Raw genomic sequence first — 23,993 nt, 5'->3', positions numbered from 1 at the left:
CCGGCGCGCCGCTCGCGGCGCTGCGTACGCTCGCGAACGAAAGCCGCGATCCCGGCACGTTCCGGGCCACGCTGGTGGCCCAGCCGGTGGCGCGCCCGATGCTGCACGGTGCGCGGCCGACCACGTTCTGGCAGTTCGGCGCGGGCACGCAGGGCCCAGTCGTTGGTCCGCTGATCGACGTGCGCGAGGGCGACACGGTCGAGATCAAGTTCGTGAACAAGCTGCCGCAACCGTCGACGATCCACTGGCACGGTCTGCCGGTGCCGCCCGACCAGGACGGCAACCCGTCCGATCCCGTCGCGCCCGGCGCGTCGCGCGTGTACCGCTTCACGCTGCCGAAGGGGAGCGCCGGTACGTACTGGTACCACCCGCACCCGCACATGATGACGGCCGAGCAGGTGTTTCGCGGGCTCGCCGGCCCGTTCGTCGTGCGCGCCGCGGACGATCCGCTGGCGGGTTGGCCCGAGCGCAACCTGTTCGTGTCGGACCTGAAACTTGCGCGCGACGGCACGATTGCACCGAACGACATGATGGACTGGATGAACGGCCGCGAAGGCCAGTTCGTGCTGGTCAACGGCGCGCGCCGGCCGCGGATCGACGTTGTGGGCGACGAGCGCTGGCGCGTGTGGAATGCGTGCAGCGCGCGCTACTTGCGGGTCGCGTTCGACGACGGCCGTGCATTCGAGCACGCGGGCACCGACGGCGGGCTGTTCGACGCGCCGCGCCGTGTCACGTCGCTGCTGATCGCGCCGGGCGAACGTGCGGAGCTGCTGGTGCGCGCCGGCGATCGCGCGTCGCGCGCGGTGCTGCAGGCGGCCGAATATGACCGCCGCAAGATGTCGATGTCGCACGATGACGGGCACGGCAGCCTGCCGGCCGATCCGGCACTGGCGCTGGCCGACGTCGCGTTTTCGCCGGCCACCGCGCGCGTGCTGCCGACGACATTGCGTGCGGTGCCGTCGTTGGGCGAGCCGGTTGCGCACAAGGAGGTCGCGTTCGGCGAGGAGATGGATATGGACGCGATGATGAAGGGGGGCGCACACGGCCGCCCGGCGGGCATGCGCTTCACGATCAACGGCGACACCTACGCGCCGCACCGTGCAACGCTGACGAGCCGCGCTGGCGACGTCGAGCGCTGGACGATCCGCAACGGCACTGACATGGATCACCCGTTCCACCTGCACGGCACGCAGTTCCAGGTGATCGAACGGGCATCGGGCGGTTCACGCACGAGCGAACCGTTCCGTGCATGGCGCGATACCGTGAACGTGCGCAGTGGCGAAACCGTGACGATTCTCGTCACGCAGGACATGCGCGGAGAGCGCATGTTTCATTGCCACATTCTCGAACACGAGGATCTCGGCATGATGGGTACGCTGAAGGTCGTGTAACGAAGTGACGATTATGTTTCACGTGCCGGATGAGTATCCGATCTGCGTGTGTGACAAGACAATACGTGTTCAATTATCGGGATTGAACGAAAAGGCCGGCCAATCGATAATCGATTGGCCGGCCTCGAAAAAAAGAAACCCGGCGCAATGCGCCGGGTTTCTTCGTCTGATATCCGGTGCCTTATACGGCCTGGATGTTCGACGCTTGCTTGCCCTTCGGCCCTTGGACGACGTCAAAGCTCACCTTCTGGCCTTCCTTCAGCGTCTTGAAGCCATTCATGGTGATAGCCGAGAAGTGCGCAAACAGATCCTCACCGCCCTCATCGGGAGTGATGAAACCGAAGCCCTTCGCGTCGTTGAACCACTTAACGATACCAGTTGCCATTTCCTACTTCCCCTGTCACACAGTCGCTGCTACTTACCACGAGCACGCTCGAAAAGCTAAACGACCGGAAAATGCAGCCGTTCCCCCCTCACAAGCTCACCTCGGCCTCTTTCAACTTGCCGACCGGCAAATTGAAAAAAGTGCCAGCTTGATTGTTGGCGCTCTTTATTGGAGTGTCAAGTGGAATTTTTAGACGTTTAGAGGGACGTTGTAAAGAACCCATTTTCAGGGTTTTTCCGGCTTTGCTTGGCAGCACGCGGCCAAGCGCGAGGACTTGAAAAGCCGCATAATCGGCTCATATACCAGGCTCGAGTGACACGCGTTCGAGTCGTCCCGGCTTGTGGGATACTGGATGCGGACACGACGTTCCGGTGCGGTTCCCCCTGACGGTTCGTGTTCCGCGCCACGCGTGAAAGCCGGCACCGCAGCCGGCTTTCGTATGGCACGAAGAAGATCGCGTGTTCCGGGATTCCGGGGAGGGCGCCGGCCGGTCGGTCGGGTAATGGCAGGATTGCGGGCCTGTCCGAGTTGTTTAGAATGGGTGTATGGCGATTATCCCGGACAAGCAGGACAGCACCGTCCTGGAACGCAAGCAGCAGAAGCTCAAGCCGCCTTCGATGTACAAGGTGGTGCTGCTGAACGACGACTTCACGCCGATGGAATTCGTCGTGATGGTGGTCCAGGAGTATTTCAAGAAGGATCGCGAGACGGCCACGCAGATCATGCTGAAGGTCCATCGCGAAGGGCGAGGGGTTTGTGGGGTCTATACGCGGGACATCGCGTCGACCAAGGTTGAGCAAGTCGTTACCCATGCGCGGCAGGCCGGGCATCCGCTGCAGTGCGTGATGGAGGAAGCATGATTGCCCAGGAATTGGAAGTCAGCCTGCACATGGCGTTCATGGAAGCACGCCAGGCGCGCCATGAGTTCATAACGGTCGAGCATTTGCTGCTGGCCCTGCTGGATAATCCGACGGCAGCCGAGGTGTTGCGCGCGTGCGCGGCCAACATCGAGGACTTGCGTCAGAACCTGCGCAATTTCATCCACGACAACACACCTACCGTCCCGGGTACCGACGATGTCGATACCCAGCCGACGCTCGGTTTCCAGCGCGTGATCCAGCGCGCGATCATGCACGTCCAGTCGACGTCGAACGGCAAGAAGGAAGTCACCGGCGCTAACGTGCTGGTCGCGATCTTCGGCGAGAAGGATTCGCATGCCGTTTACTACCTGCAGCAGCAGGGCGTCACGCGCCTGGACGTCGTGAACTTCATTTCGCACGGCATCGCGAAGACCAACGGCGGCGAAGCCGCCAAGTCGGCCGACGCGAGCGCGGAAAGCGAAGACGCGAACGCGCAGAAGGAAACGCCGCTCGCGCAATTCACGCAGAACCTGAACCAGATGGCGAAGGACGGCCGCATCGATCCGCTGATCGGTCGCGAGCCCGAAGTCGAGCGCGTGGTCCAGGTGCTGTGCCGTCGCCGCAAGAACAATCCGCTGCTCGTCGGCGAGGCCGGCGTCGGCAAGACCGCGATCGCGGAAGGGCTCGCCTATCGCATCACGCGGGGCGAAGTGCCGGACATTCTCGCGAACGCGCAGGTCTATTCGCTCGACATGGGCGCGCTGCTCGCCGGCACCAAGTACCGCGGCGATTTCGAGCAACGTCTGAAGACGGTGCTGAAGGAGCTGAAGGAGCGTCCGCACGCGATCCTGTTCATCGACGAAATTCATACGCTGATCGGCGCGGGCGCCGCGTCGGGCGGCACGCTCGACGCGTCGAACCTGCTGAAGCCGGCGCTGTCGTCGGGCACGCTCAAGTGCATCGGCGCGACCACGTTCACCGAATATCGCGGCATCTTCGAGAAGGATGCGGCGCTGTCGCGGCGCTTCCAGAAGGTCGACGTGAGCGAGCCGACCGTCGAGCAGACGGTCGCGATCCTGCGCGGGCTGAAGTCGCGCTTCGAGGAGCATCACGGCGTCAAGTATTCGTCGGGCGCACTGTCGGCCGCTGCCGAACTGTCGGCGCGCTTCATTACCGACCGTCACCTGCCGGACAAGGCGATCGACGTGATCGACGAGGCAGGCGCCGCCCAGCGCATCCTGCCGAAGTCGAAGCAGAAGAAGACGATCGGCAAGAGCGAGATCGAGGAAATCATCTCGAAGATCGCGCGCGTGCCGCCGCAGAGCGTGTCGCAGGACGATCGCAGCAAGCTGCAGACGCTCGACCGCGACCTGAAGAGCGTCGTGTTCGGCCAGGATCCGGCGATCGATGCGCTTGCGGCCTCGATCAAGATGGCACGCGCGGGCCTCGGCAAGATGGACAAGCCGATCGGCGCGTTCCTGTTCTCCGGCCCGACGGGTGTCGGCAAGACCGAAGTGGCGCGCCAGCTCGCGTTCACGCTCGGCATCGAGCTGATCCGCTTCGACATGTCGGAATACATGGAGCGTCACGCGGTGAGCCGCCTGATCGGCGCGCCGCCGGGCTACGTCGGGTTCGACCAGGGCGGCCTGCTGACCGAGGCCGTCACGAAGAAGCCGCACTGCGTGCTGCTGCTCGACGAAATCGAGAAGGCACATCCGGACATCTTCAACGTGCTGCTGCAGGTGATGGACCACGGCACGCTGACGGACAACAACGGCCGCAAGGCGGATTTCCGCAACGTCATCATCATCATGACGACGAACGCGGGCGCCGAGTCGATGCAGAAGGCGACGATCGGCTTCACGACGCGCCGCGAGACGGGCGACGAGATGACCGACATCAAGCGCCTGTTCACGCCGGAGTTCCGCAACCGCCTGGATTCGATCATCAGCTTCCGCTCGCTCGATGAGGAAATCATCATGCGCGTGGTCGACAAGTTCCTGATCCAGCTCGAGGAACAGCTGCACGAGAAGAAGGTCGACGCGCTCTTCACCGACGCGTTGCGCAAGCATCTCGCGAAGCACGGCTTCGACCCGCTGATGGGCGCGCGGCCGATGCAGCGGCTGATCCAGGACACGATCCGGCGCGCGCTGGCCGACGAGCTGCTGTTCGGCAAGCTCGTCAACGGCGGCCACGTGACGGTCGATGTCGACGAAAACGACAAGGTGCAGTTGTCGTTCGACAAGCTGGCGAATCCGCCGCACAAGCCGAACGAAGAGACGGTCGAAGTCGAGTAAGCGATAATTCGTTGTTCATGCGAACGGCGCGGGAAGTTCTCCGCGCCGTTTCGTTTTATCCGGCGCCGGCGGCGCAATGGTGGTGCAGGGGAGTGGTAAGGCAGTGACACAACAACAACGGTCGTTCGACAACATCGTCGCGCGCGAACAAGGGTTGCGCCATGCGCTGACGTCGGGGCAGATGGCGATGATCGCGATCGGCGGCGCGATCGGCACGGGCCTGTTCCTCGGCAGCGGGTTCGCGATCGGGCTCGCCGGCCCGAGCGTGCTGGTCTCGTATGCGATCGGCGCGCTGATCGCGCTGCTGCTGATGGGCGCGCTCGCGGAAATGACGGTCGCGCATCCGACCGCCGGCTCGTTCGGCGCGTATGCCGAGCACTACGTCGGCCCCCTCGCCGGCTTCCTGGTGCGCTATGCGTACTGGTTCGCGGTGGTGTTCGCGATCGGCACCGAGATCAGCGCGATCGCCGTGTTCATGAAGTACTGGTTCCCGGCCGTGCCCGGCTGGTACTGGGTGATCGGCTTCTCCGCGCTGCTGATCGCCGTGAATCTCGCGAGCGTCACGCTGTACGGCACGGTCGAATACGCATTCTCGCTGCTGAAGATCGCGGCGATCGTCGTGTTCATCGTGCTCGGCGCGTATCTCGTGTGGTCGGCGCCGGTCGCATCCGGCATCGGTTTCGCCAACTACACCGCGCACGGAGGCTTCATGCCGAAGGGGCCGTGGGGCACCTGGGTCGCGGTGATCGTCGCGATCTTCAGCTACATGAGCATCGAAGCCGTCGCGATCGCGGCCGGCGAGGCACGCGATCCGCAGCACGCGGTCACGCGCGCATTCCGCTCGACCGTGTTCCGGCTCGTCCTGTTTTACCTACTGACGCTGTCGCTGATGCTCGCGATCGTGCCGTGGACGCAGGCCGGCACCGACGAAAGCCCGTTCGTGAAGGTGATGGCCGCGACCCACGTGCCGTACGCGGCGGGCGTGATCAACTTCGTGTTGCTGATCGCGGCGTTGTCGGCGATGAACAGCCAGCTTTACGTGACGACGCGGATGATGTTCAGCCTGTCGCGCGCGCGGCTCGCGCCCGCGGTGTTCGGCCGGCTCGGCACGAACGGCGTGCCGCGCGCGGCGCTGTGGATCTCGACCAGCGGCGTCGCGGTCGCGGCCGTGCTGGTCGCGCTCGCGCCCGACACCGCGTTCACGGTGATGATGGCGATCGCGATGTTCGGCGCGCTGTTCACGTGGCTGATGATCTTCGTCACGCACCTGCGCTTCCGTTCGCGGTATCGCGGCCCCGCGCTCGCGTTCCGGATGTGGGGGCACCCGTTCGGCAGCCTGCTCGGTGCGGGGCTCGTCGCGGCGATCCTGTTCACGACCGCGTTCACGCGCGAATTCCGGATGACGATGGTGGTCGGTGTCGTGTTCGTCGTGCTGCTCACGCTCGCGTACGCGCTGCATTACCGGCACGAACACGCTCGTTGACGGTACCGGCGTGGCCACCCGCGCCGTTTTTTCCGGTCGCTAAGGTTCCGTTAAGCCCGCGGCGACTACATTCGATCCTGCCTGCAAGGCGGGCGCGGCATGCGCCGGCTCGCCGCTTTCCTGCAAAAAAGGGCGCGAATGAACAAACTTCCCGAAATCACGCTCGCGTTCTGGATCATGAAGATCTGCGCGACGACGCTCGGCGAAACCGGCGGCGACCTGTTGTCGATGACGCTGAACGTCGGTTATGCGGTGAGCTCGATCCTGCTGTTCGGTTTCTTTCTCGTGACGCTGGGTGCGCAGCTCAGGACGACGCGTTATCGCCCGGCGATCTACTGGGCCGTGATCGTCGCGACGAGCACGGCCGGCACGACGATGTCCGATTTCATGGATCGCACGCTCGGCCTCGGCTATGCGGCCGGCTCGTCGATCCTGGTCGCGATCCTGCTGGCCATCTTCGCCGTGTGGCGCCTCAGCGGCGAATCGCTGTCGGTCAACCTGATCCGCACGCGCAAGGTCGAGCTGCTGTACTGGATCGCGATCCTGTTCTCGAACACGCTGGGCACCGCGCTCGGCGACTTCCTCGCGGACAGCTCGGGGCTCGGTTTCGGCGGCGGCGCGCTGCTGATCGGCGGGTTGCTCGCGGCGATCGTGCTTGCGCACTATTTCACGCGGATCTCGGGCGTGCTGCTGTTCTGGGCCGCGTTCGTGCTCACGCGGCCGTTCGGTGCGACGGTCGGCGATCTGCTGACGAAGCCGGTTGCGAAGGGTGGGCTGGCGCTCGGGACGGTTGGTTCGTCGGCGGTGCTGCTCGGCGTGCTGGTCGCACTGGTGATCTACGCGATCGTCGCCCAGGCGCGACAGCGCGACCTTGCGCCCTCGCGGATCGCGCAACCCGTCGAAGAGTGACGGCGACGGACAGGAAAAAGGGGCCGCGAGGCCCCTTTGTCATTGCGCCGTTCAGTGACGGCCAGTGCTGCCGAAGCCGCCCTCGCCGCGATCGCTTTCCGCGAAGTCGTCGACGATGTTGAACTGCGCCTGCACGACCGGCACGATCACGAGTTGCGCGAGCCGCTCGAACGGATTCAGCACGAACTCGGTCTGGCCGCGGTTCCACGTCGAGACCATCAGCTGGCCCTGGTAGTCGGAATCGATCAGGCCGACGAGGTTGCCAAGTACGATGCCGTGCTTGTGGCCGAGGCCCGAGCGCGGCAGGATCAGCGCGGCGTAGCCCGGATCGGCGAGGTGGATCGCGAGGCCCGTCGGCACGAGCGTCGTTTCGCCCGGCTGCAGCGTCACCGGCGCGTCGAGGCACGCACGCAGGTCGAGGCCCGCGCTGCCGGTGGTCGCGTAGGCGGGCAGGTAGTCGCGCATGCGCGCGTCGAGAATCTTCAGGTCGAGTTTCATGCGGTCGTCGGATGAGGCGGGAAGGGCGCGGCGGCGGCCGCCGCGCGGGAGATCAGATCAGGCGGTTGTCGGGCAGGCGTTTCGCGATTTCCGCGACGAGCGTGTGCGCGAGTTCGTCTTTCGGTGCGCGTGGCAGGCGCGTGAGGCCGGCGGCCTCGAACAGCACGACTTCGTTGTCGTCGCGGCCGAACGTCAGCGGGCCGAGGTTGCCGACGAGCAGCGGCACGTTCTTGCGTTTGCGCTTCTCGTCGCCGTGCACGTCGAGGTCGCCGCTTTCGGCCGCGAACCCGACGCAGTACGGCGGATCGGGCAGCGCCGCGACGGACGCGAGGATGTCCGGGTTCTCGACGAACGCGAGTGCGGGCATCTTGCGGTCGGCCGTCTTCTTCATCTTGTGCTCGGCCGGCTGGGCGACGCGCCAGTCGGCGACCGCGGCCACCGCGATGAAGATGTCGGCGTCGTTCACGGCATGCATCACCGCGTCGTACATCTGCTGGGCCGTCTGCACGTCCTGCCGGTAGACGCCCCACGGCGTGTCGAGCGCGACCGGCCCCGCGACGAGATGCACGTCGGCGCCGGCCTGCTGCGCGGCGCGCGCGAGCGCGAAGCCCATCTTGCCGCTCGAGCGGTTCGTGAGGCCGCGTACCGGGTCGAGCGGCTCGAACGTCGGGCCGGCCGTGATCAGCACGCGCCGGTGCGCGAGCACCTTCGGCGCGAAGTGCGCGACGATCGCTTCATAGATCGCCTCGGGCTCGAGCATGCGGCCGTCGCCGACTTCGCCGCACGCCTGCGCACCCGAATCCGGGCCGAGCACCGACACGCCGTCCGCGCGCAGTTGCGCAGCATTGCGTTGCGTGGCCGGGTTCTGCCACATCTGGCGGTTCATCGCGGGGACGACGAGCAGCGGGCAGTCGCGCGCGACGCACAGCGTCGACAGCAGGTCGTCCGCGAACCCGTGCGCGAGCTTCGCGAGGAAATCCGTCGACGCGGGCGCGATCACGATCGCGTCGGCTTCGCGCGACAGGTCGATGTGCGCCATGTTGTTGTCGATGCGCGCGTCCCACTGGCTCGTATAGACGGGCCGGCCAGACAGCGCCTGCATCGTGACGGGCGTGATGAACTGGGTGGCGGCTTCGGTCATCGCGACCTGCACGGTCGCGCCTGCCTTCACGAGCAGCCGCGTGAGCTCGGCGATCTTGTAGCAGGCGATGCCGCCCGTCAGGCCGAGAACGAGGTGTTTTCCTGCGAGTTCTGCTTGTGCCAACTCAGGCCTCCAAGGGTCGAACGGAACGGCCGGCGCGAAGCCGGCCGTCGACGCCGAGTATGCGCGCTTAGCGCGAGCCGCGCACGCGACGCAGTTCGTCGTAGATCAGCAGCACCGCGCCGATCGTGATCGCGGAATCGGCGAGGTTGAACGCCGGGAAGTGCCAGGCGCCGAGGTGGAAATCGAGGAAGTCGATCACGTGGCCGTAGACGAGCCGGTCGATCACGTTGCCGAGCGCGCCGCCGAGGATCAGCGCGAGCGACACGCTGAACAGCCGCTGGTGGCCGTGGCGCTTCAGCAGGAAGCAGATCACGAGCGTCGCGCCGATGCCGAGCGCGGTGAACGCCCAGCGCTGCCAGCCGCTCGCGGTCGACAGGAAGCCGAACGCAGCGCCGCGGTTGTACACCAGCACGAGGTTGAAGAACGACGTCAGCGCATGCTGCGCGCCGTACACGAACGTTTTCAGGATCGCGATCTTCGACAGCTGGTCGAACAGGATCACGATCAGCGAAATGCCGAGCCAGGGCGCAAGCGCGCCGCTGGCCGGTTTCGAGAGGGTTTTCGCCATATTCAAGCAGCGCTCCGGATTTCGCCGTTTTCGAACAGGTTGGAGAAGCAGCGGCCGCACAGCGTCGGGTGATCGGCGTGCGCGCCGACATCTTCGCGGTAGTGCCAGCAGCGTTCGCACTTCTGGTACTTCGACGCTGCGACGTCGACGCTTTCCTGCGCTTCGTCGTCGACCTTGACGACCGTCGCGGCCGACGTGATCAGCACGAACTTGAGATCATCGCCGAGGCTCGTGAGCGCGTCGTAGCGTGCGCCGCTCGCATGCACGGCGACTTCGGCCTGCAGCGACGAACCGATGCGGTTCGCGGTGCGCGCTTCCTCGAGCGCCTTCGTCACGTTGCCGCGCACGTCGCGCAGCAGCGCCCACTTCTCGATCAGCGCGGCCGAGCCGGCGACTTCCGGATACGCGTAGTAGGTTTCCGTGAAGATCGTGTCGCTGGCCGGCTGGAACACCTTCCACGCTTCTTCCGCCGTGAACGACAGGAACGGTGCGAGCACGCGCAGCAGGCCGTGCGTGAGGTGGTACAGCGCGGTCTGCGCGGAGCGGCGCGCGCGCGAATCGGCCGCGCTCGTGTACAGGCGGTCCTTCAGCACGTCGAGGTAGAAGCCGCCGAGATCTTCCGAGCAGTACGTCTGCAGCTTCGCGACGACCGGGTGGAATTCGTACTTCTCGTAGTGGCCGAGCAGTTCCGTCTGCAGTTGCTGCGAGAACGCGACCGCATAACGGTCGATCTCGAGCCATTCGTCGACGGGCACCGCGTGCTGCGCGAAGTCGAAGTCCGACAGGTTCGCGAGCAGGAAGCGCAGCGTGTTGCGGATGCGGCGGTAGCCTTCGGTCACGCGCTTCAGGATTTCCTCGGAGATCGCGAGCTCGCCCGAATAGTCGGTCGATGCGATCCACAGGCGGATGATTTCCGCGCCGAGGCGGTTTGCGACTTCATGCGGATCGATGCCGTTGCCGAGCGACTTGCTCATCTTGCGGCCTTCGCCGTCGACCGTGAAGCCGTGCGTGAGCAGGCCCTTGTACGGCGCGCGGCCGTCGATCATCGATGCGGTCAAGAGCGACGAATGGAACCAGCCGCGGTGCTGGTCCGAGCCTTCGAGGTAGAGGTCGGCCGGGAACTGCAGCTGATCCTTGTGCGAGCCGCGCAGCACGTGCCAGTGCGTCGTGCCCGAGTCGAACCACACGTCGAGCGTGTCGCGGTTCTTTTCGTACAGGTTCGCGTCGTCGCCGATCAGCTCGCGCGGGTCGAGCGTCTGCCAGGCCTCGATACCCGACTGCTCGACGCGCTTCGCGACTTCCTCGAGCAGCTCGAGCGTGCGCGGGTGCAGCTCGCCGGTTTCCTTGTGCACGAAGAACGCCATCGGCACGCCCCATTGGCGCTGGCGCGACAGCGTCCAGTCGGGACGGTTCGCGATCATGCTGAACAGGCGCTGCTTGCCCCACGACGGGTAGAACGCGGTGGCGTCGATGCCTTCGAGCGCGGTTTCGCGCAGCGTCTTGCCGCCGTCGCGCGGCGTCACGTCCATGCCGGCGAACCACTGCGACGTCGCGCGGTAAATGATCGCCGTCTTGTGACGCCAGCAGTGCATGTAGCTGTGCTTGTAGTGCTCGCTGCGCAGCAGCGAGCCGGCCTCGCGCAGCGCGTCGACGACCTTCGGGTTCGCGTCCCAGATCGACAGGCCGCCGAACAGCGGCAGCGATTCGATGTAACGGCCGTCGCCCATCACCGGGTTGATGATGTCCGAGTCGGTCATCCCGTGCGCCTTGCACGACTGGAAGTCCTCGATGCCGTATGCGGGCGACGAGTGCACGACGCCGGTACCGGTGTCGGTCGTCACGTAGTCGCCGAGGTAGACGGGCGCGGTGCGCTTGTAGCCGGGGTGGGCCGATGCGAGCGGGTGGTGGAAGCGCAGGTTCGCGAGCTTCACGCCCGGCGCGGTCGCGACGACGCGGCCGGTCAGCTTGAAGTCGGTCATGCAGGCTTCGACACGTTCTTCCGCGATGATCAGCAGCCCGCGCTCGGTGTCGACCAGCGCGTAGACGATTTCCGGATGGAGGTTCAGCGCCTGGTTCGCGGGGATCGTCCACGGCGTGGTGGTCCAGATCACGATGCCGCCGTCGGCGCGCGGCAGCGCCGGCAGGCCGAACGCCTGCGCGGTCTTTTCCGGTTCCGCGAACGCGAACATCACGTCGATCGTCGGGTCGGTGCGGTCCTTGTACTCGACTTCCGCTTCCGCGAGCGCCGAGCCGCAGTCGAAGCACCAGTTCACCGGCTTCAGCCCGCGATACACGTAACCCTTCTCGATGATCTTGCCGAGCGCGCGGATCTCTTCAGCCTCGTTGACGAAGTTCATCGTCTTGTACGGGTTGGCCCAGTCGCCGAGCACGCCGAGACGCTTGAAGCCGACCTTCTGCTTCTCGATCTGCTCGGTCGCGTACGCGCGTGCCTTGCTCATCACTTCGGCCGCCGGCAGCGACTTGCCGAACTGCTTCTCGATCTGGATCTCGATCGGCATCCCGTGGCAATCCCAGCCGGGCACGTACGGCGCGTCGAAGCCGGCCATGTTGCGCGACTTGACGACGATGTCCTTCAGGATCTTGTTGACGGCGTGGCCGAGGTGGATGTCGCCGTTCGCATACGGCGGGCCGTCGTGCAGGATGAACTTCGGCCGGCCCTTGCTGGCTGCGCGGATCTTCTCGTAGAGGCCGCGCTCTTCCCATTCCTTGACCCACTGCGGCTCGCGCTTGGGCAGGTCGCCGCGCATCGGGAACGGCGTGTCGAGCAGGTTGACCGGATACTTGGCCTGCGGTTTCGAATCGGCTTTCTTGTTGCTCATGATGGGATCGCTATCTAAATCGGGAGACGCGCGAGCGTCGTGAATCGGGGATGCGCGCGAGTGAGCGGCGCGAGGGTGCGGCGCCAGGCGCCGCCGTCCGGATCAGCTAATTCGGTCGGTGGCCGACGTCGAGAAGCCCGTGGCGCGGCTGCCCGGCGCACGGTCACGCTCGATGAAGTACGCGCGCGCATTCGCGACGTCCAGCGCGATCGCGCGCGACAGCGCCTCGAGATCGTCGAATTTCGCTTCGTCGCGCAGCTTCTTCAGGAATTCGACGCGGATGAGCTTGCCGTACGCGTCGCCGTGCCAGTCGAGCAGGTGGACCTCGAGCAGCACGCGGCCGGAATCGTCGACGGTCGGGCGCAGCCCGAGGCTCGCGACGCCCGGCAGCGGGGTGGGGCCGAGGCCGTGCACCTGCACGACGAAGATGCCCGCGAGCGCCGGACGCTTGTGCGCGATCGGGAGGTTCAGCGTCGGGAAGCCGAGGTCGCGGCCGAGCTTCAGCCCGTGCGCGACGTGGCCGCTGATCGCATAGCCGTGGCCGAGCGCCTGCGCGGCCGCGTCGAGATCGCCCGCGGCGAGCGCGGCGCGCACGCCCGAGCTGGAGATGCGCGTGCCGTCGCTGCCCGCGACCGTACCCATCTGCTCGACCTCGAAGCCGTACTGTTCGCCGGCCGCCTTCAGCGTGTCGAAGGTGCCCGCGCGCTTCGCGCCGTAGCAGAAATCGTCGCCGACCATCATCCAGCGCGTGTGCAGCCCGCCGACCAGCGTGCGTTCGACGAACGCCTGCGGCGACTGGCTCGCGAACGTGTGGTTGAAGTGCTCGACGACGACGCGGTCGACACCGTGGTCGCGCAGCGCCTCGAGCTTGTCGCGCAGCATCGCGATGCGCGGCGGCGCGCCGGCGGGGTTGAAGAATTCTCGCGGGTGCGGCTCGAACGTCATCACGCACACGGGCAGGCCGCGCGCGTCCGCTGCCGCGCGCACGCGCGCGAGCAGGGCCTGGTGGCCGCGATGGACACCGTCGAAGTTGCCGATCGTCAGCGCGCACGGGGCGCGGCTCTCGGCGTTGGGCAGGCCGCGGAAGACTTTCACGATAGCGGATGCAGCGTCGGGGAATGGGCGGTGGGATGCCGCAAAGCAGAAGATTATAAACGTTCGGGCGGGCCGGCGGCCGAGAAGGCGGGAAAGGCGGGGGCGAATGGTAAAATTCGCGGATGAAAAAACTCGTGATCCTGATTTCCGGTCGCGGCAGCAACATGGAGGCCATCGTCCGCGCGTGCGCGCAGGAACGCTGGCCGGCCGAGATTGCCGCCGTGATCGCCAACCGGCCCGACGCGGCCGGACTGGCTTTTGCCGCGTCGCACGGGGTGGCGACGGCGGTGGTCGACCACCGCTCGTTCGACGGCCGCGACAGCTTCGACGCGGCGCTCGCCGCCGAGATCGACCGGTTCGCGCCCGATCTCGTCGTCCTCGCCGGCTTCATGCGCATCCTCACGCCCGCATTCGTCAGACGATACGAAGGCCGGTTGCTGAACATCCATCCGTCGCTGCTGCCGAGCTTCAAGGGCATCCACACGCATCAGCAGGCGCTCGACGCGGGTGTCGCGCTGCATGGCGCGAGCGTGCATTTCGTCATCCCCGAGCTCGACAGCGGCGCGATCGTCGCGCAGGGCGCGGTGCCCGTGCGCGCGGGCGACGACGCGGCGGCGCTCGCGCAGCGCGTGCTGGCGGTCGAGCATGTGCTGTATCCGCGCGCGGTGCGCTGGTTCATCGAGGGCCGTTTGCGCCTCGAGAACGGCCGCGCAGTGGTGGCGCCGGAAGAGGCGCGCTGGATTTTCGCGGATCAACCGCATACCGAAACGAGTGAGGGCGTATGAAGCTGCACGGATTCCTGATCGGCCAGACCGAGACTTTGCTGGCCGAGGTGCTGAAGTTCGCCGGCCCCGCCGACGCGACGACGAGCCGGTTCTTCCGCGCGCACCCGAAGCTCGGGCACGCGGAGCGCGGCGTGATCGCCGAGGCGGTGTTCGCGGTGCTGCGCCGGAAAATGGAGTTTTCGCACCTCGCCGAGAGCGGCACCGGTACGCCGGCACGACGCCTCACGCTGCTCGGCCTGATGCAGACGGTCGGCCGCAATGCGCTGAAGCCGTTCCTGTCGGACACCGAGTCGGCCTGGCTCGAGCACGTGTCGAAAATCGACCCGGCGAGCCTGCCCGTGCGCATTCGCACGAACCTGCCCGACTGGATTCACCAGGCGCTGTCGGCCCGTTTCGACGCCGACGAGCTCGCGCAGCTTGCCGCCGCGCTGAACTATCCGGCGCCGCTCGACCTGCGCGCCAACGCGCAGAAGGCGAGCCGCGACCAGGTCATCGACGGGCTGCGCGCGAGCGGCATCGACGCGGGCGCGACGCCGTTCGCACCGTTCGGCGTGCGCGTGGTCGGCAAGCCGGCGCTGACGCGCCTGAAGCTGTTCGAGGAAGGCGCGATCGAGGTGCAGGACGAAGGCAGCCAGCTGCTGTGTTCGCTGGTCGCGCCGCGCCGCGGCGAGATGGTTGTCGATTTCTGCGCGGGCGCGGGCGGCAAGACGCTCGCGCTGGGCGCGATGATGCGCTCGACTGGGCGCCTCTATGCGTTCGACGTGTCGGAGAAGCGCCTCGCGAAGCTGAAGCCGCGCCTCGCACGCAGCGGGCTGTCGAACGTGAACCCGGTGCTGATCGACAGCGAGCACGATGCGAAGATCAAGCGGCTCGCCGGCAAGATCGACCGCGTGCTGGTCGACGCGCCGTGCAGCGGCCTCGGCACGCTGCGCCGCAATCCGGACCTGAAGTGGCGCCAGACGCGCACCGCGATCGATGAACTCACGCCGAAGCAGGCGTCGATCCTCGCGAGCGCCGCGCGTCTGGTGAAGAAGGGCGGCCGGCTCGTCTATGCCACCTGCAGCGTGCTCGACGCCGAGAACGAACGCATCGTCGAGCAGTTCCTGGCCGACCATCCCGAGTTCGTGCTGGTGCCGGCGCAGAAGGTGCTGGATGACCAGCGCATCGCGCTCGAGACCGGCGACTACCTGTCGTTGTGGCCGCACCGTCACGCAACCGACGGTTTCTTCGCCGCCGTCCTCGAACGGCGCGCTGCGCAGTAACGACCGCACGGACTGACGATGGAAAACCTGCAGAGCCGCCTGCTGTCGCACCGGCTGGAATCGGTCATTCGTGACTTCCACCAGCCGGTGATGATCTGGCAGGCGGCGATCCTCGTCGGCGCGCTGTGTTTCGCATGGGTGACCGCGCGCTTCGTGCACGGCCGCATCGATGCACGCCGCCGGGCGGCCGGCCGCGCACCCGGCGCGGGCGCGCAAAGCCTGAAGCGCGCGCTGTTCCCGTTGTTCGGCAGCGTCTTCGTCGGCGCCGCGCAGCTCGCGTTCGACCCGTTCATGTCGACGTCGCTGCTGTCGCTGGCGCTCGTGCCGCTGTTCGGCATCGGGCTGATCTACGTGCTGTTCTTCTTCGCGCGGCGCGTGTTCGCGCGCGACGGCCACACGCATGCGTGGCTGTCGATCGTCGAGAAGATCGTGTCGACCGTCGTGTGGGCCGCGATGGTGCTGACCGTGCTGGGCATTCAGCGCGACGTGCTGGGCTGGCTCGACAGCGTGCAGTTCCGCGTCGCCAACGCGCACCTCACGCTGCTGTCGGTGATTTCCGGCGCGCTGTGGGTATGCGTGACGCTGATGGTCGCGATGTGGCTGGGCTCGGTGCTCGAGGATCGCCTCACGCGCGCAAGCACGCTCGACGCGAACCTGAAGGTCGTGCTGTCGCGGGTCGGCCGCGCGCTGCTGGTATTCGCGGCGATCCTGATCGGGCTGTCGCTGGTCGGCATCGACGTGACGGTGCTCGGCGTGTTCGGTGGCGCGGTGGGTGTCGGCCTCGGTTTCGGGCTGCAGAAGATCGCCAGCAACTACGTGTCGGGCTTCATCATCCTGCTCGACCGCTCGCTGCGGCTCGGCGACGCGATCAGCGTCGGCGGGCTGCAGGGCGTCGTCACGCAGATTCGCACGCGCTACACGGTCGTGCGCGGCCTCGACGGCAACGAGACGCTGATTCCGAACGAGAAGCTGATCACCGACGTCGTGCAGAACCAGTCGTCGTACCTGACGCGCGGCTACGCGAAGGTTGCGGTGCAGGTCGCGTACACCAGCGATGTCGAGCACGCGCTCGTGTTGCTCGCCGATGCGGCCAGGGACGTGCCGCGCGTGCTGGCGGAACCGGCTCCGACCCCGTATCTGGTGAGTTTCGGTGCGGACGGGATCGACCTGGAGCTCGGTTTCTGGATCGAGGATTCGGCGAAAGGCACGTCCGGCGTGCGTTCGACCGTGAACCGCAATATCTGGCGGCTGTTCAGCGAGCACGGGATTTCGATCCCGTTCCCGCAGCGCGAAGTGCGGGTCGTGGGGCTGCCCGACGGCTTTTCTGCCGCCGGCGTGGCGGCCGGCAACGGCGCGGCGGACGGGCGGGCGCCGGCTGCGTAGCGCAAGCCGGTCGCCAAATGTATCGGCCCCACGGTCGGAACCGGATCGCGGGCCGTTCCAAGTCCGCCCATGGACTGCGCCTGTTGCGTCAGGGCAAGAAAATGTTCATTTTTTACAAAGACTTGGAACGGTTGAAGTAAAATTCTGGTCTACACGCGGTATGCTTTCATTTTTCTGACGCTTGGCGCGGGCCGGCGTCGCTCTCATCACAGGTAACTGCCTTGTTGAATTCCCTGCTCGATTTTCTTTCCCACGGGCTCCTGCATTTTTCGTGGTGGCAGGTCGCGCTGTTCGCGCTCGCCGTCACGCACGTCACGATCATCGGCGTGACGGTCTACCTGCACCGCTGCCAGGCGCATCGCGCACTCGAGCTGCATCCGATCGCGAGCCACTTCTTCCGCCTCTGGCTGTGGATGACGACCGGCATGCTGACGGGCCAGTGGGCCGCGATTCACCGCAAGCACCATGCGAAGTGCGAGACCGAGGAAGATCCGCACAGCCCGCAGACGCGCGGCATCTGGAAGGTGTTCCTCGAGGGGGCCGAACTGTATCGCGCGGAAGCGAAGAATGAAGAGACGATGCGCAAGTTCAGCCACGGCACGCCGAACGACTGGATCGAACGCAACATCTACTCGAAGTACCCGATCCTCGGCGTGAGCCTGATGATGGTGATCGACGTCGCGCTGTTCGGCGTGCTCGGCCTGACCGTCTGGGCCGTGCAGATGGTCTGGATTCCGTTCTGGGCGGCTGGCGTCGTCAACGGCTTCGGTCACTTCTGGGGTTATCGCAACTTCAACTCGGCCGACGCGAGCACGAACCTGTTCCCGTGGGGCATCGTGATCGGCGGCGAAGAGCTGCACAACAACCACCACACGTTCGCGACGTCGGCGAAGCTGTCGAACAAGTGGTACGAGTTCGACATCGGCTGGATGTACATCCGCATCATGTCGGCATTCGGTCTCGCGAAGGTGAAGAAGGTCGCACCGACGCCGCGCCTGAACAAGCCGAAGACGGTGCTCGACCAGGAAACGCTGCAGGCCGTGCTGTCGAACCGCTACGAAGTGATGGCGCGCTACGGCAAGGCCGTGAAGCGCGCATACCGCCAGGAGCTCGCGCACCTGAAGGAAATCGGCGGCGAGAAGTACCAGCTGATGCGCGGTGCGCGCAAGTGGTTCCACAAGGATGCCGACGGCCTCGACGAGCCGCAGAAGAAGCTGCTGCCGGAAATCTTCGCGAACAGCCAGAAGCTGCACACGTACTTCCAGCTCCGCCAGGATCTGGCCGCGATCTGGGATCGTTCGACCGCATCGCGCGAACAGCTTCTCGCCCAATTGCAGGATTGGTGCCATCGCGCAGAACAAAGCGGCATCAAGGCGCTGCAGGAATTCGCGACGCGCCTGCGCCGCTACGCCTGATTCGAAATCGATTAGAATCTAAGGACGTCAAAAACCCCGCGTTGGCGGGGTTTTTTATTTGGGCTTCCGGTTTTTGAAGGTGATCGGCAGGGCCGGATTTGTATGAGGCTTGGGGGCAGCGGCGAATGGTTGCCCCGGGGCGAGCACAGGGGTGAGGCCGGAGGGGGCGCCGAGGCGCTGATGCTGGTCGACCGCGAAGCATGGATCGAAGTAAGCGCCAAAGCACTAACTTGGATCGACTGCGAAGCATGGATCGAAGTAAGCGCCAAAGCACTAACTTGGATCGACCGCGAAGCATGGGATCCAAGTAAGCGCTAAAGCGCTAACTTGGATCGACAGGAGATATGGAGATGCAATCGACGATCAAACCCGTCGAATACGATCGGCCCGTCGCAGCAGGGACCGTGTGCGGCGTGGGGCAGGCATGGGCCAAGGTGCCCGACGCACCGTCCGCCGAAGAGCGCGCTGCACTGAAGGCACGTATCAAGGCGCTGCTCGTGCGCGAAAAGGCCGTCCTGGTCGCGCACTACTACGTCGACGCCGAATTGCAGGAACTGGCCGACGAAACGGGCGGCTGTGTCGCCGACTCGCTCGAAATGGCCCGCTTCGGCCGCGATCACGATGCGCAGACGCTGGTCGTCGCCGGCGTGCGCTTCATGGGCGAAACCGCGAAGATCCTGAGCCCGAACAAGCGGATCCTGATGCCCGACCTCGATGCGACCTGCTCGCTCGACCTCGGCTGCCCGGTCGACGAATTCTCGGCGTTCTGCGATGCGCATCCCGACCGTACCGTCGTCGTCTACGCGAATACCAGCGCCGCCGTGAAGGCGCGCGCGGACTGGATGGTCACGTCGTCGATCGGCCTCGAGATCGTGGCCGACCTGCATGCGCGCGGCGAGAAGATCATCTGGGCGCCGGATCGCCATCTCGGCAGCTACATCCAGAAGAAAACCGGCGCGGACATGCTGTTGTGGCAAGGCTCGTGCCTCGTCCACGACGAGTTCAAGGGCATCGAACTCGACCTGCTGCGCGCCGAGTATCCGGACGCGAAGGTGCTCGTCCACCCCGAATCGCCGGAAAATGTCGTCGCACAGGCGGACGTCGTCGGCTCGACGACGCAATTGATCGACGCAGCCGTGAAGTTCGACGCGACGCGCTTCATCGTCGCGACCGATCTCGGCATCCTGCACAAGATGCAGCTTGCGGCGCCCGGCAAGACCTTCATCGCCGCACCGACGGCCGGCAACAGCGCAACCTGCAAGAGCTGCGCGCATTGCCCGTGGATGGCGATGAACGGCCTCGCGAACCTTGCCGACGTGCTCGAACGCGGTCACAACGAGATCTTCGTCGATCCCGCGATCGGCGAGCGTGCACGTCTGCCGATCGACCGAATGCTCGATTTCGCAGCGGCGCACAAGAAGCGCGTGCAGGCGAGCGGCGATCTGCAGCGTGACCAGCAACTGTTTGCGAACGTGGGGGCTGCATGACGAACGCAGCCGTATCCCCGCTGTTCGACGTCGTCCGCGAGCAATACGGCGCGGCATTCGACGATGCGATCGCGCGCAACGTGGCCGATGCGATCGCGGAAGACGTCGGCACGGGCGACCAGACCGGGCGGCTCGTGCCGGCCGGCGGGCGTCGCCGGGCGCGCATCATCGTGCGCGAGGACGCCGTGCTGTGCGGTGTACCGTGGTTCGAGGCCGTGATTGCACGAATCGATCCGGCGATCGTCGTGCAATGGCGCTATCGCGAAGGCGACCGGATGACGCCCGATTCGACCGTCTGCGAACTCGAAGGGCCGGCGCGTGCACTGCTGACGGCCGAGCGCAACGGACTGAACTTCCTGCAGTTGCTGTCGGGTGTCGCGACTGCGACGCGCCGTTACGTCGAGCGCGTCGAAGGCACGCGCGCGAAGATCCTCGACACGCGCAAGACGCTGCCGGGCCTGCGGCTCGCGCAGAAATACGCTGTGCGTGTCGGCGGCGGCGAGAACCAGCGTCTCGCGCTGTATGACGGCATCCTGATCAAGGAGAACCACATCGCAGCGGCAGGCGGTGTCGGCGAGGCGCTCGACGCGGCGTTCGCGCTGGAGTCGGGCGTGCCCGTGCAGGTCGAAGTCGAGACGCTCGCGCAACTCGATACGGCGCTCGCGCACCGCGCGCAGTCGGTGCTGCTCGACAACTTCACGCTCGACATGATGCGTGAAGCGGTGCGTGTCGCGAACGGCAAGGCTGTGCTCGAAGTGTCGGGCGGCGTCAATTTCGATACGGTGCGTGCGTTCGCGGAAACGGGTGTCGACCGTATCTCGATCGGCGCGCTGACGAAGGACGTGCGCGCGACGGACTATTCGATGCGTATCGTCGACTGACCGCGCGACATACCGTCTGACAAAAAAAGCCGCTGGCGCGCAAACGCCAGCGGCTTTTTTCGTGGGCCGCAGCCGGGAACGGCGTGGCGGTCAGCGGCGCGAGCGGGGCGTGAGCACGCTCGGCAGCGCCTTCGGCAGCGTGTGCGGCCAGTCGCGGCTGTAGTGCAGCCCGCGGCTTTCGCGGCGCGAGTACGCGCTTTTCACGATCAGTGTCGCCACGTCGACGAGGTTGCGCAGTTCGAGCAGGTCGCGCGTCACGCGGAAGTTCGCGTAGTACTCCTGGATCTCGTCGCGCAGCAGCGACAGCCGGTGCTTCGCGCGTTCGAGACGCTTGTCGGTACGCACGATGCCGACGTAGTTCCACATCAGGCGGCGCAGCTCGTCCCAGTTGTGCGCAACGACGACTTCCTCGTCCGCATCCGACACGCGGCTTTCGTCCCACGCGGGCAGCGTGGCGGGCGTTTCGGCATCGAAGCCGGCCGCCTCGATCGCGTCGGCCGCCGCTCGGCCGATCACGAGACATTCGAGCAGCGAGTTGCTCGCGAGCCGGTTCGCACCGTGGAGCCCGGTGTACGACGTTTCGCCGACCGCATACAGGCCCGCGAGATCGGTGCGCCCGGCGAGATCGGTGACGACGCCGCCGCACGTGTAGTGGGCGGCCGGCACGACGGGAATCGGCTGCTTCGCGATATCGATGCCGAATTCGAGGCAGCGCGCGTGGATCGTCGGGAAGTGCTCGCGCAGGAACGCTTCCGGCTGGTGGCTGATGTCGAGATACACGCAGTCGATCCCGCGCTTCTTGATCTCGAAGTCGATCGCGCGTGCGACGATGTCGCGCGGTGCGAGTTCGGCGCGCGGATCGTGCGCGGGCATGAAGCGCGTACCGTCGGGCAGCTTCAGCAGGCCGCCTTCGCCGCGCACGGCTTCCGAGATCAGGAACGACTTTGCATAGGGATGGAACAGGCAGGTCGGGTGAAACTGGATGAATTCCATGTTGGACACGCGGCAGCCCGCGCGCCACGCCATCGCGATGCCGTCGCCGGTCGCGGTGTCGGGGTTCGTCGTGTACAGGTAGACCTTGCCGGCGCCGCCGGTCGCGAGCACCGTATGCGGCGCCTCGATCGTGATCGTGCGGTCGTTGTCGACGTCGAGCGCATACAGGCCGTGACAGCGGCGGCCGGGCAGGCCGAGGCGGTCCGACGTGATCAGGTCGATCGCGTGGTGGTTTTCGAAGAACGTAATGTTCGGATGCTGGCGCGCCCGCGCCGACAGCGTCGCGAGCACCGCGTGGCCGGTCGCGTCGGCCGCGTGGATGATCCGGCGGTGGCTGTGGCCGCCTTCGCGCGTGAGGTGGAAGCCGAGCTCGGCTGCGTCGTCCTTCGTGAACGGCACGCCCTGGGAGATCAGCCATTCGATCGCTTCGCGGCCGTGCTCGACGATGTAGCGCGTCGCGCCTTCGTCGCACAGCCCGCCGCCGGCGACCAGCGTGTCGTCGACGTGGTTCTCGATGCTGTCCGCCGAATCGAGGACGGCCGCGATGCCGCCTTGCGCGTTATCGCTTGCTCCCTCCATCATCGAACGTTTCGCGATCAGCGCGACACGTCGCGTGCTGGCCAGGTTGAGTGCGACCGACAGCCCTGCCAGGCCGCTGCCGACGATCGCCACGTCGAATTTCATGCTGCATCTCCATCGTTACGCTTTTGATCTTGTGCGTTCCGGCGGCCGCAGCCGCGGAAAGGGGAGAGCATACCGCGTCGCGCCGGAGCGTGCGCGCAAAACAAAAAGCCCCGCATGTGCGGGGCTTTTCGGTCGCCGTCAGGCTGGCAGAAACCGGAGATTACTTGATCTTGGTTTCTTTGTATTCCACATGCTTGCGGACGACGGGATCGAACTTCTTGATCGCCATCTTTTCCGGCATGTTGCGCTTGTTCTTCGTGGTCGTGTAGAAGTGACCCGTACCAGCGGTCGACTCGAGCTTGATCTTGTCGCGTGCGCCTTTTGCCATGATTGTGCTCCTTGGGCTTAGGCTTCGCCGCGTGCGCGCAGGTCAGCGAGCACGGAATCGATGCCGTTCTTGTCGATCAGGCGCAGGCCGGCGTTCGAGACGCGCAGGCGCACCCAGCGGTTTTCGCTCTCCACCCAGAACCGGCGGTTTTGCAGGTTCGGCAGGAAGCGGCGCTTCGTCTTGTTGTTGGCGTGGGAAACGTTGTTGCCGCTCATCGGCGCTTTCCCAGTTACTTGGCATACGCGTGCCATGAGAGCACTCCTAATACGCTAAATTCGGGGTTCGATCGCCGATGAAGGTTCCATCGTACCGCCACGTGATCCATGGCTGCACTCAGAACGCCGAAGCCCTTACAGACAAGGCCCTTCGATGGCTAGAACTGGTTGGAAAAAAGACAGACGGCGATTCTAGCAGAAAAAGTTCAGAAAAATCAAACCTAATTTCGCATCGCCGTTGCGGCGCCCTCAGGCGGGCCGCAACCGCACAGTCTACAGCCAACCGGCCCGTGCGAACGAAAAAGTATCACTGGTGCCGATGACGACGTGATCGAGCAGCTGAACGTCGACGAGCGCGAGCGCGTCGTGCAGCACGCGGGTCAGGCGCCGATCCTCCGCGCTCGGCTGTACCGCGCCGGACGGATGGTTGTGCGCGACGATCAGCGCCGCGGCGTTGTGCACCATCGCGCGGCGCACGATCTCGCGCGGGTAGACGGCCATGCGCGTCAGCGAGCCGCGCGTGATTTCCTCGGTGTCGATCAGGCCATGGCGCGCGTCGAGGTAGACCGCGGCGAACACTTCGTGCGGGCGCGCACCGATCTTCATCCGCAGATAGTCCTCGACCGCGCCGGGCGAATCGATCAGCCTCTTCTCGCGCGCTTTCTCCTTCAGCACGCGCCGCGCGATCTCGGTGACCGCAACCAGCCGCGCGGAGCGCGCGGGGCCGATGCCGGGGTGCGCCTCGAAATCGTCGGCGGTTGCCTCGAGCAGCCCGCGCAACGTCTTGAACTGCCCGACCAGCGCGCGGGCCGTGACGAACACGTCGTGCCCCGGCTTGCCGGTGCCGAGCAGCAGGGCGATCAGTTCGTCGTCGGTCAGCGCGGCCGACCCGCGCTCCAGCAATCGCTCGCGCGGCCGCTCGGGCCGCCAGTCGCGCGGGCGGCGCTTGCGCCGGCGGATCGGGAGGCCG

The 23,993-nt window shown here is 65.9% G+C and carries 22 protein-coding genes; 12 read left to right on the top strand and 10 right to left on the bottom strand.

Going from position 1 to position 23,993, the window contains the following annotated elements; genetic code table 11:
* Positions 1-1,391: multicopper oxidase family protein (locus DPV74_RS24105; RefSeq protein WP_162923117.1), on the top strand; the 1,391-nt coding region annotated here is incomplete at its 5' end.
* 181 nt (positions 1,392-1,572) lie between these two features.
* On the opposite strand, the gene DPV74_RS24100 is transcribed toward DPV74_RS24105, so the two are convergent.
* Positions 1,573-1,776 carry a cold-shock protein gene (locus DPV74_RS24100; protein ID WP_006488945.1) on the bottom strand — a complete coding sequence of 68 codons (204 nt, stop codon included), beginning with the start codon at positions 1,774-1,776 and terminating at the stop codon, positions 1,573-1,575.
* A 545-nt stretch (positions 1,777-2,321) separates the two neighbouring features.
* Between DPV74_RS24100 and clpS the strand changes: the two genes are divergently transcribed.
* The 4 genes from clpS (at position 2,322) to DPV74_RS24080 (ending at position 7,325) form a co-directional block, all read left to right on the top strand.
* Entirely contained in the window at positions 2,322-2,636 is a 315-nt protein-coding gene (clpS, locus tag DPV74_RS24095; RefSeq protein ID WP_006398529.1) for an ATP-dependent Clp protease adapter ClpS, read from the top strand.
* Positions 2,633-4,933 (top strand): ATP-dependent Clp protease ATP-binding subunit ClpA, encoded by a 2,301-nt coding sequence (gene clpA, locus DPV74_RS24090; protein WP_027786662.1) that lies wholly within the window; start codon positions 2,633-2,635, stop codon positions 4,931-4,933. Before clpS ends, clpA begins: the two co-directional genes overlap by 4 nt.
* 103 nt (positions 4,934-5,036) lie before the next feature.
* Entirely contained in the window at positions 5,037-6,416 is a 1,380-nt protein-coding gene (locus tag DPV74_RS24085; protein ID WP_027786663.1) for an amino acid permease, read from the top strand.
* A 138-nt stretch (positions 6,417-6,554) separates the two neighbouring features.
* Positions 6,555-7,325 carry a hypothetical protein gene (locus DPV74_RS24080; protein WP_119338077.1) on the top strand — a complete coding sequence of 257 codons (771 nt, stop codon included), beginning with the start codon at positions 6,555-6,557 and terminating at the stop codon, positions 7,323-7,325.
* 51 nt (positions 7,326-7,376) lie between these two features.
* Here DPV74_RS24080 and dut read toward each other — a convergent pair whose 3' ends face one another.
* From dut to DPV74_RS24055, 5 genes are all read right to left on the bottom strand, one after another.
* A complete protein-coding gene (gene dut, locus DPV74_RS24075) occupies positions 7,377-7,823 on the bottom strand; it encodes a dUTP diphosphatase (protein WP_021160741.1) in 447 nt (148 codons plus the stop codon).
* A 52-nt stretch (positions 7,824-7,875) separates the two neighbouring features.
* On the bottom strand, positions 7,876-9,087 hold the full coding sequence (gene coaBC, locus DPV74_RS24070) for a bifunctional phosphopantothenoylcysteine decarboxylase/phosphopantothenate--cysteine ligase CoaBC (RefSeq protein WP_059697759.1): 1,212 nt from the start codon (positions 9,085-9,087) through the stop codon (positions 7,876-7,878).
* A 67-nt stretch (positions 9,088-9,154) separates the two neighbouring features.
* Positions 9,155-9,655 (bottom strand): signal peptidase II, encoded by a 501-nt coding sequence (gene lspA / locus DPV74_RS24065; protein WP_021160743.1) that lies wholly within the window; start codon positions 9,653-9,655, stop codon positions 9,155-9,157.
* A 2-nt stretch (positions 9,656-9,657) separates the two neighbouring features.
* The gene (ileS, locus tag DPV74_RS24060; RefSeq protein WP_060086421.1) at positions 9,658-12,495 is read right to left on the bottom strand and encodes an isoleucine--tRNA ligase; all 2,838 of its coding nucleotides are present in this window, start codon (positions 12,493-12,495) and stop codon (positions 9,658-9,660) included.
* Positions 12,496-12,597: 102 nt separating this feature from the next.
* Positions 12,598-13,590, bottom strand: a complete 993-nt coding sequence (locus tag DPV74_RS24055; RefSeq protein WP_059686577.1) for a bifunctional riboflavin kinase/FAD synthetase — start codon at positions 13,588-13,590, stop codon at positions 12,598-12,600.
* A gap of 122 nt (positions 13,591-13,712) precedes the next feature.
* On the opposite strand from DPV74_RS24055, the gene purN reads away from it, so the two are divergent.
* From purN to nadC, 7 genes are all read left to right on the top strand, one after another.
* Complete coding sequence (gene purN / locus DPV74_RS24050) at positions 13,713-14,375, top strand: phosphoribosylglycinamide formyltransferase (protein ID WP_021160746.1); 663 nt, start codon at positions 13,713-13,715, stop codon at positions 14,373-14,375.
* Positions 14,372-15,637 (top strand): RsmB/NOP family class I SAM-dependent RNA methyltransferase, encoded by a 1,266-nt coding sequence (locus DPV74_RS24045; RefSeq protein WP_021160747.1) that lies wholly within the window; start codon positions 14,372-14,374, stop codon positions 15,635-15,637. Before purN ends, DPV74_RS24045 begins: the two co-directional genes overlap by 4 nt.
* Positions 15,638-15,655: 18 nt before the next feature.
* Positions 15,656-17,020: a mechanosensitive ion channel family protein gene (locus DPV74_RS24040; protein ID WP_060206965.1), complete on the top strand. Its 1,365-nt coding sequence runs from the start codon at positions 15,656-15,658 to the stop codon at positions 17,018-17,020.
* A 221-nt stretch (positions 17,021-17,241) separates the two neighbouring features.
* A complete protein-coding gene (locus DPV74_RS24035) occupies positions 17,242-18,435 on the top strand; it encodes an acyl-CoA desaturase (protein ID WP_027786669.1) in 1,194 nt (397 codons plus the stop codon).
* Between the two features lie 180 nt (positions 18,436-18,615).
* Complete coding sequence (locus DPV74_RS24030) at positions 18,616-18,753, top strand: hypothetical protein (RefSeq protein WP_162923116.1); 138 nt, start codon at positions 18,616-18,618, stop codon at positions 18,751-18,753.
* A 32-nt stretch (positions 18,754-18,785) separates the two neighbouring features.
* A complete protein-coding gene (gene nadA / locus DPV74_RS24025) occupies positions 18,786-19,922 on the top strand; it encodes a quinolinate synthase NadA (RefSeq protein WP_021160750.1) in 1,137 nt (378 codons plus the stop codon).
* A complete protein-coding gene (gene nadC, locus DPV74_RS24020) occupies positions 19,919-20,803 on the top strand; it encodes a carboxylating nicotinate-nucleotide diphosphorylase (RefSeq protein ID WP_021160751.1) in 885 nt (294 codons plus the stop codon). Before nadA ends, nadC begins: the two co-directional genes overlap by 4 nt.
* A 90-nt stretch (positions 20,804-20,893) precedes the next feature.
* Here nadC and nadB read toward each other — a convergent pair whose 3' ends face one another.
* The 4 genes from nadB to radC all read right to left on the bottom strand — a co-directional run bounded on the left by nadB (position 20,894) and on the right by radC (position 23,983).
* Entirely contained in the window at positions 20,894-22,480 is a 1,587-nt protein-coding gene (gene nadB, locus DPV74_RS24015; RefSeq protein ID WP_027786671.1) for an L-aspartate oxidase, read from the bottom strand.
* A 160-nt stretch (positions 22,481-22,640) separates the two neighbouring features.
* Positions 22,641-22,808 (bottom strand): 50S ribosomal protein L33, encoded by a 168-nt coding sequence (gene rpmG / locus DPV74_RS24010; protein ID WP_006478046.1) that lies wholly within the window; start codon positions 22,806-22,808, stop codon positions 22,641-22,643.
* Between the two features lie 17 nt (positions 22,809-22,825).
* Entirely contained in the window at positions 22,826-23,059 is a 234-nt protein-coding gene (rpmB, locus tag DPV74_RS24005) for a 50S ribosomal protein L28 (RefSeq protein WP_004186391.1), read from the bottom strand.
* 237 nt (positions 23,060-23,296) lie between these two features.
* Complete coding sequence (radC, locus tag DPV74_RS24000) at positions 23,297-23,983, bottom strand: DNA repair protein RadC (RefSeq protein ID WP_119338078.1); 687 nt, start codon at positions 23,981-23,983, stop codon at positions 23,297-23,299.
* Positions 23,984-23,993: the final 10 nt, after the last annotated feature.

This window comes from Burkholderia sp. HAN2018 (assembly GCF_024704855.1).
In the GTDB taxonomy this organism is placed as follows: Bacteria; Pseudomonadota; Gammaproteobacteria; order Burkholderiales; family Burkholderiaceae; genus Burkholderia; species Burkholderia cepacia.
Note: the sequence above shows the minus strand (reverse complement) of the source record. Positions and strands in the feature narration are given on the sequence as shown.

What these genes read in the sequence shown, in the direction of transcription:
- DPV74_RS24100 (WP_006488945.1), bottom strand. Translation starts at nt 1,776, where the DNA reads ATGGCAACTGGTATCGTTAAGTGGTTCAACGACGCGAAGGGCTTCGGT.
- clpS (WP_006398529.1), top strand. Translation starts at nt 2,322, where the DNA reads ATGGCGATTATCCCGGACAAGCAGGACAGCACCGTCCTGGAACGCAAG.
- clpA (WP_027786662.1), top strand. Translation starts at nt 2,633, where the DNA reads ATGATTGCCCAGGAATTGGAAGTCAGCCTGCACATGGCGTTCATGGAA.
- DPV74_RS24080 (WP_119338077.1), top strand. Translation starts at nt 6,555, where the DNA reads ATGAACAAACTTCCCGAAATCACGCTCGCGTTCTGGATCATGAAGATC.
- dut (WP_021160741.1), bottom strand. Translation starts at nt 7,823, where the DNA reads ATGAAACTCGACCTGAAGATTCTCGACGCGCGCATGCGCGACTACCTG.
- lspA (WP_021160743.1), bottom strand. Translation starts at nt 9,655, where the DNA reads ATGGCGAAAACCCTCTCGAAACCGGCCAGCGGCGCGCTTGCGCCCTGG.
- ileS (WP_060086421.1), bottom strand. Translation starts at nt 12,495, where the DNA reads ATGAGCAACAAGAAAGCCGATTCGAAACCGCAGGCCAAGTATCCGGTC.
- purN (WP_021160746.1), top strand. Translation starts at nt 13,713, where the DNA reads ATGAAAAAACTCGTGATCCTGATTTCCGGTCGCGGCAGCAACATGGAG.
- DPV74_RS24045 (WP_021160747.1), top strand. Translation starts at nt 14,372, where the DNA reads ATGAAGCTGCACGGATTCCTGATCGGCCAGACCGAGACTTTGCTGGCC.
- DPV74_RS24040 (WP_060206965.1), top strand. Translation starts at nt 15,656, where the DNA reads ATGGAAAACCTGCAGAGCCGCCTGCTGTCGCACCGGCTGGAATCGGTC.
- DPV74_RS24030 (WP_162923116.1), top strand. Translation starts at nt 18,616, where the DNA reads ATGCTGGTCGACCGCGAAGCATGGATCGAAGTAAGCGCCAAAGCACTA.
- nadA (WP_021160750.1), top strand. Translation starts at nt 18,786, where the DNA reads ATGCAATCGACGATCAAACCCGTCGAATACGATCGGCCCGTCGCAGCA.
- nadC (WP_021160751.1), top strand. Translation starts at nt 19,919, where the DNA reads ATGACGAACGCAGCCGTATCCCCGCTGTTCGACGTCGTCCGCGAGCAA.
- nadB (WP_027786671.1), bottom strand. Translation starts at nt 22,480, where the DNA reads ATGAAATTCGACGTGGCGATCGTCGGCAGCGGCCTGGCAGGGCTGTCG.
- rpmG (WP_006478046.1), bottom strand. Translation starts at nt 22,808, where the DNA reads ATGGCAAAAGGCGCACGCGACAAGATCAAGCTCGAGTCGACCGCTGGT.
- rpmB (WP_004186391.1), bottom strand. Translation starts at nt 23,059, where the DNA reads ATGGCACGCGTATGCCAAGTAACTGGGAAAGCGCCGATGAGCGGCAAC.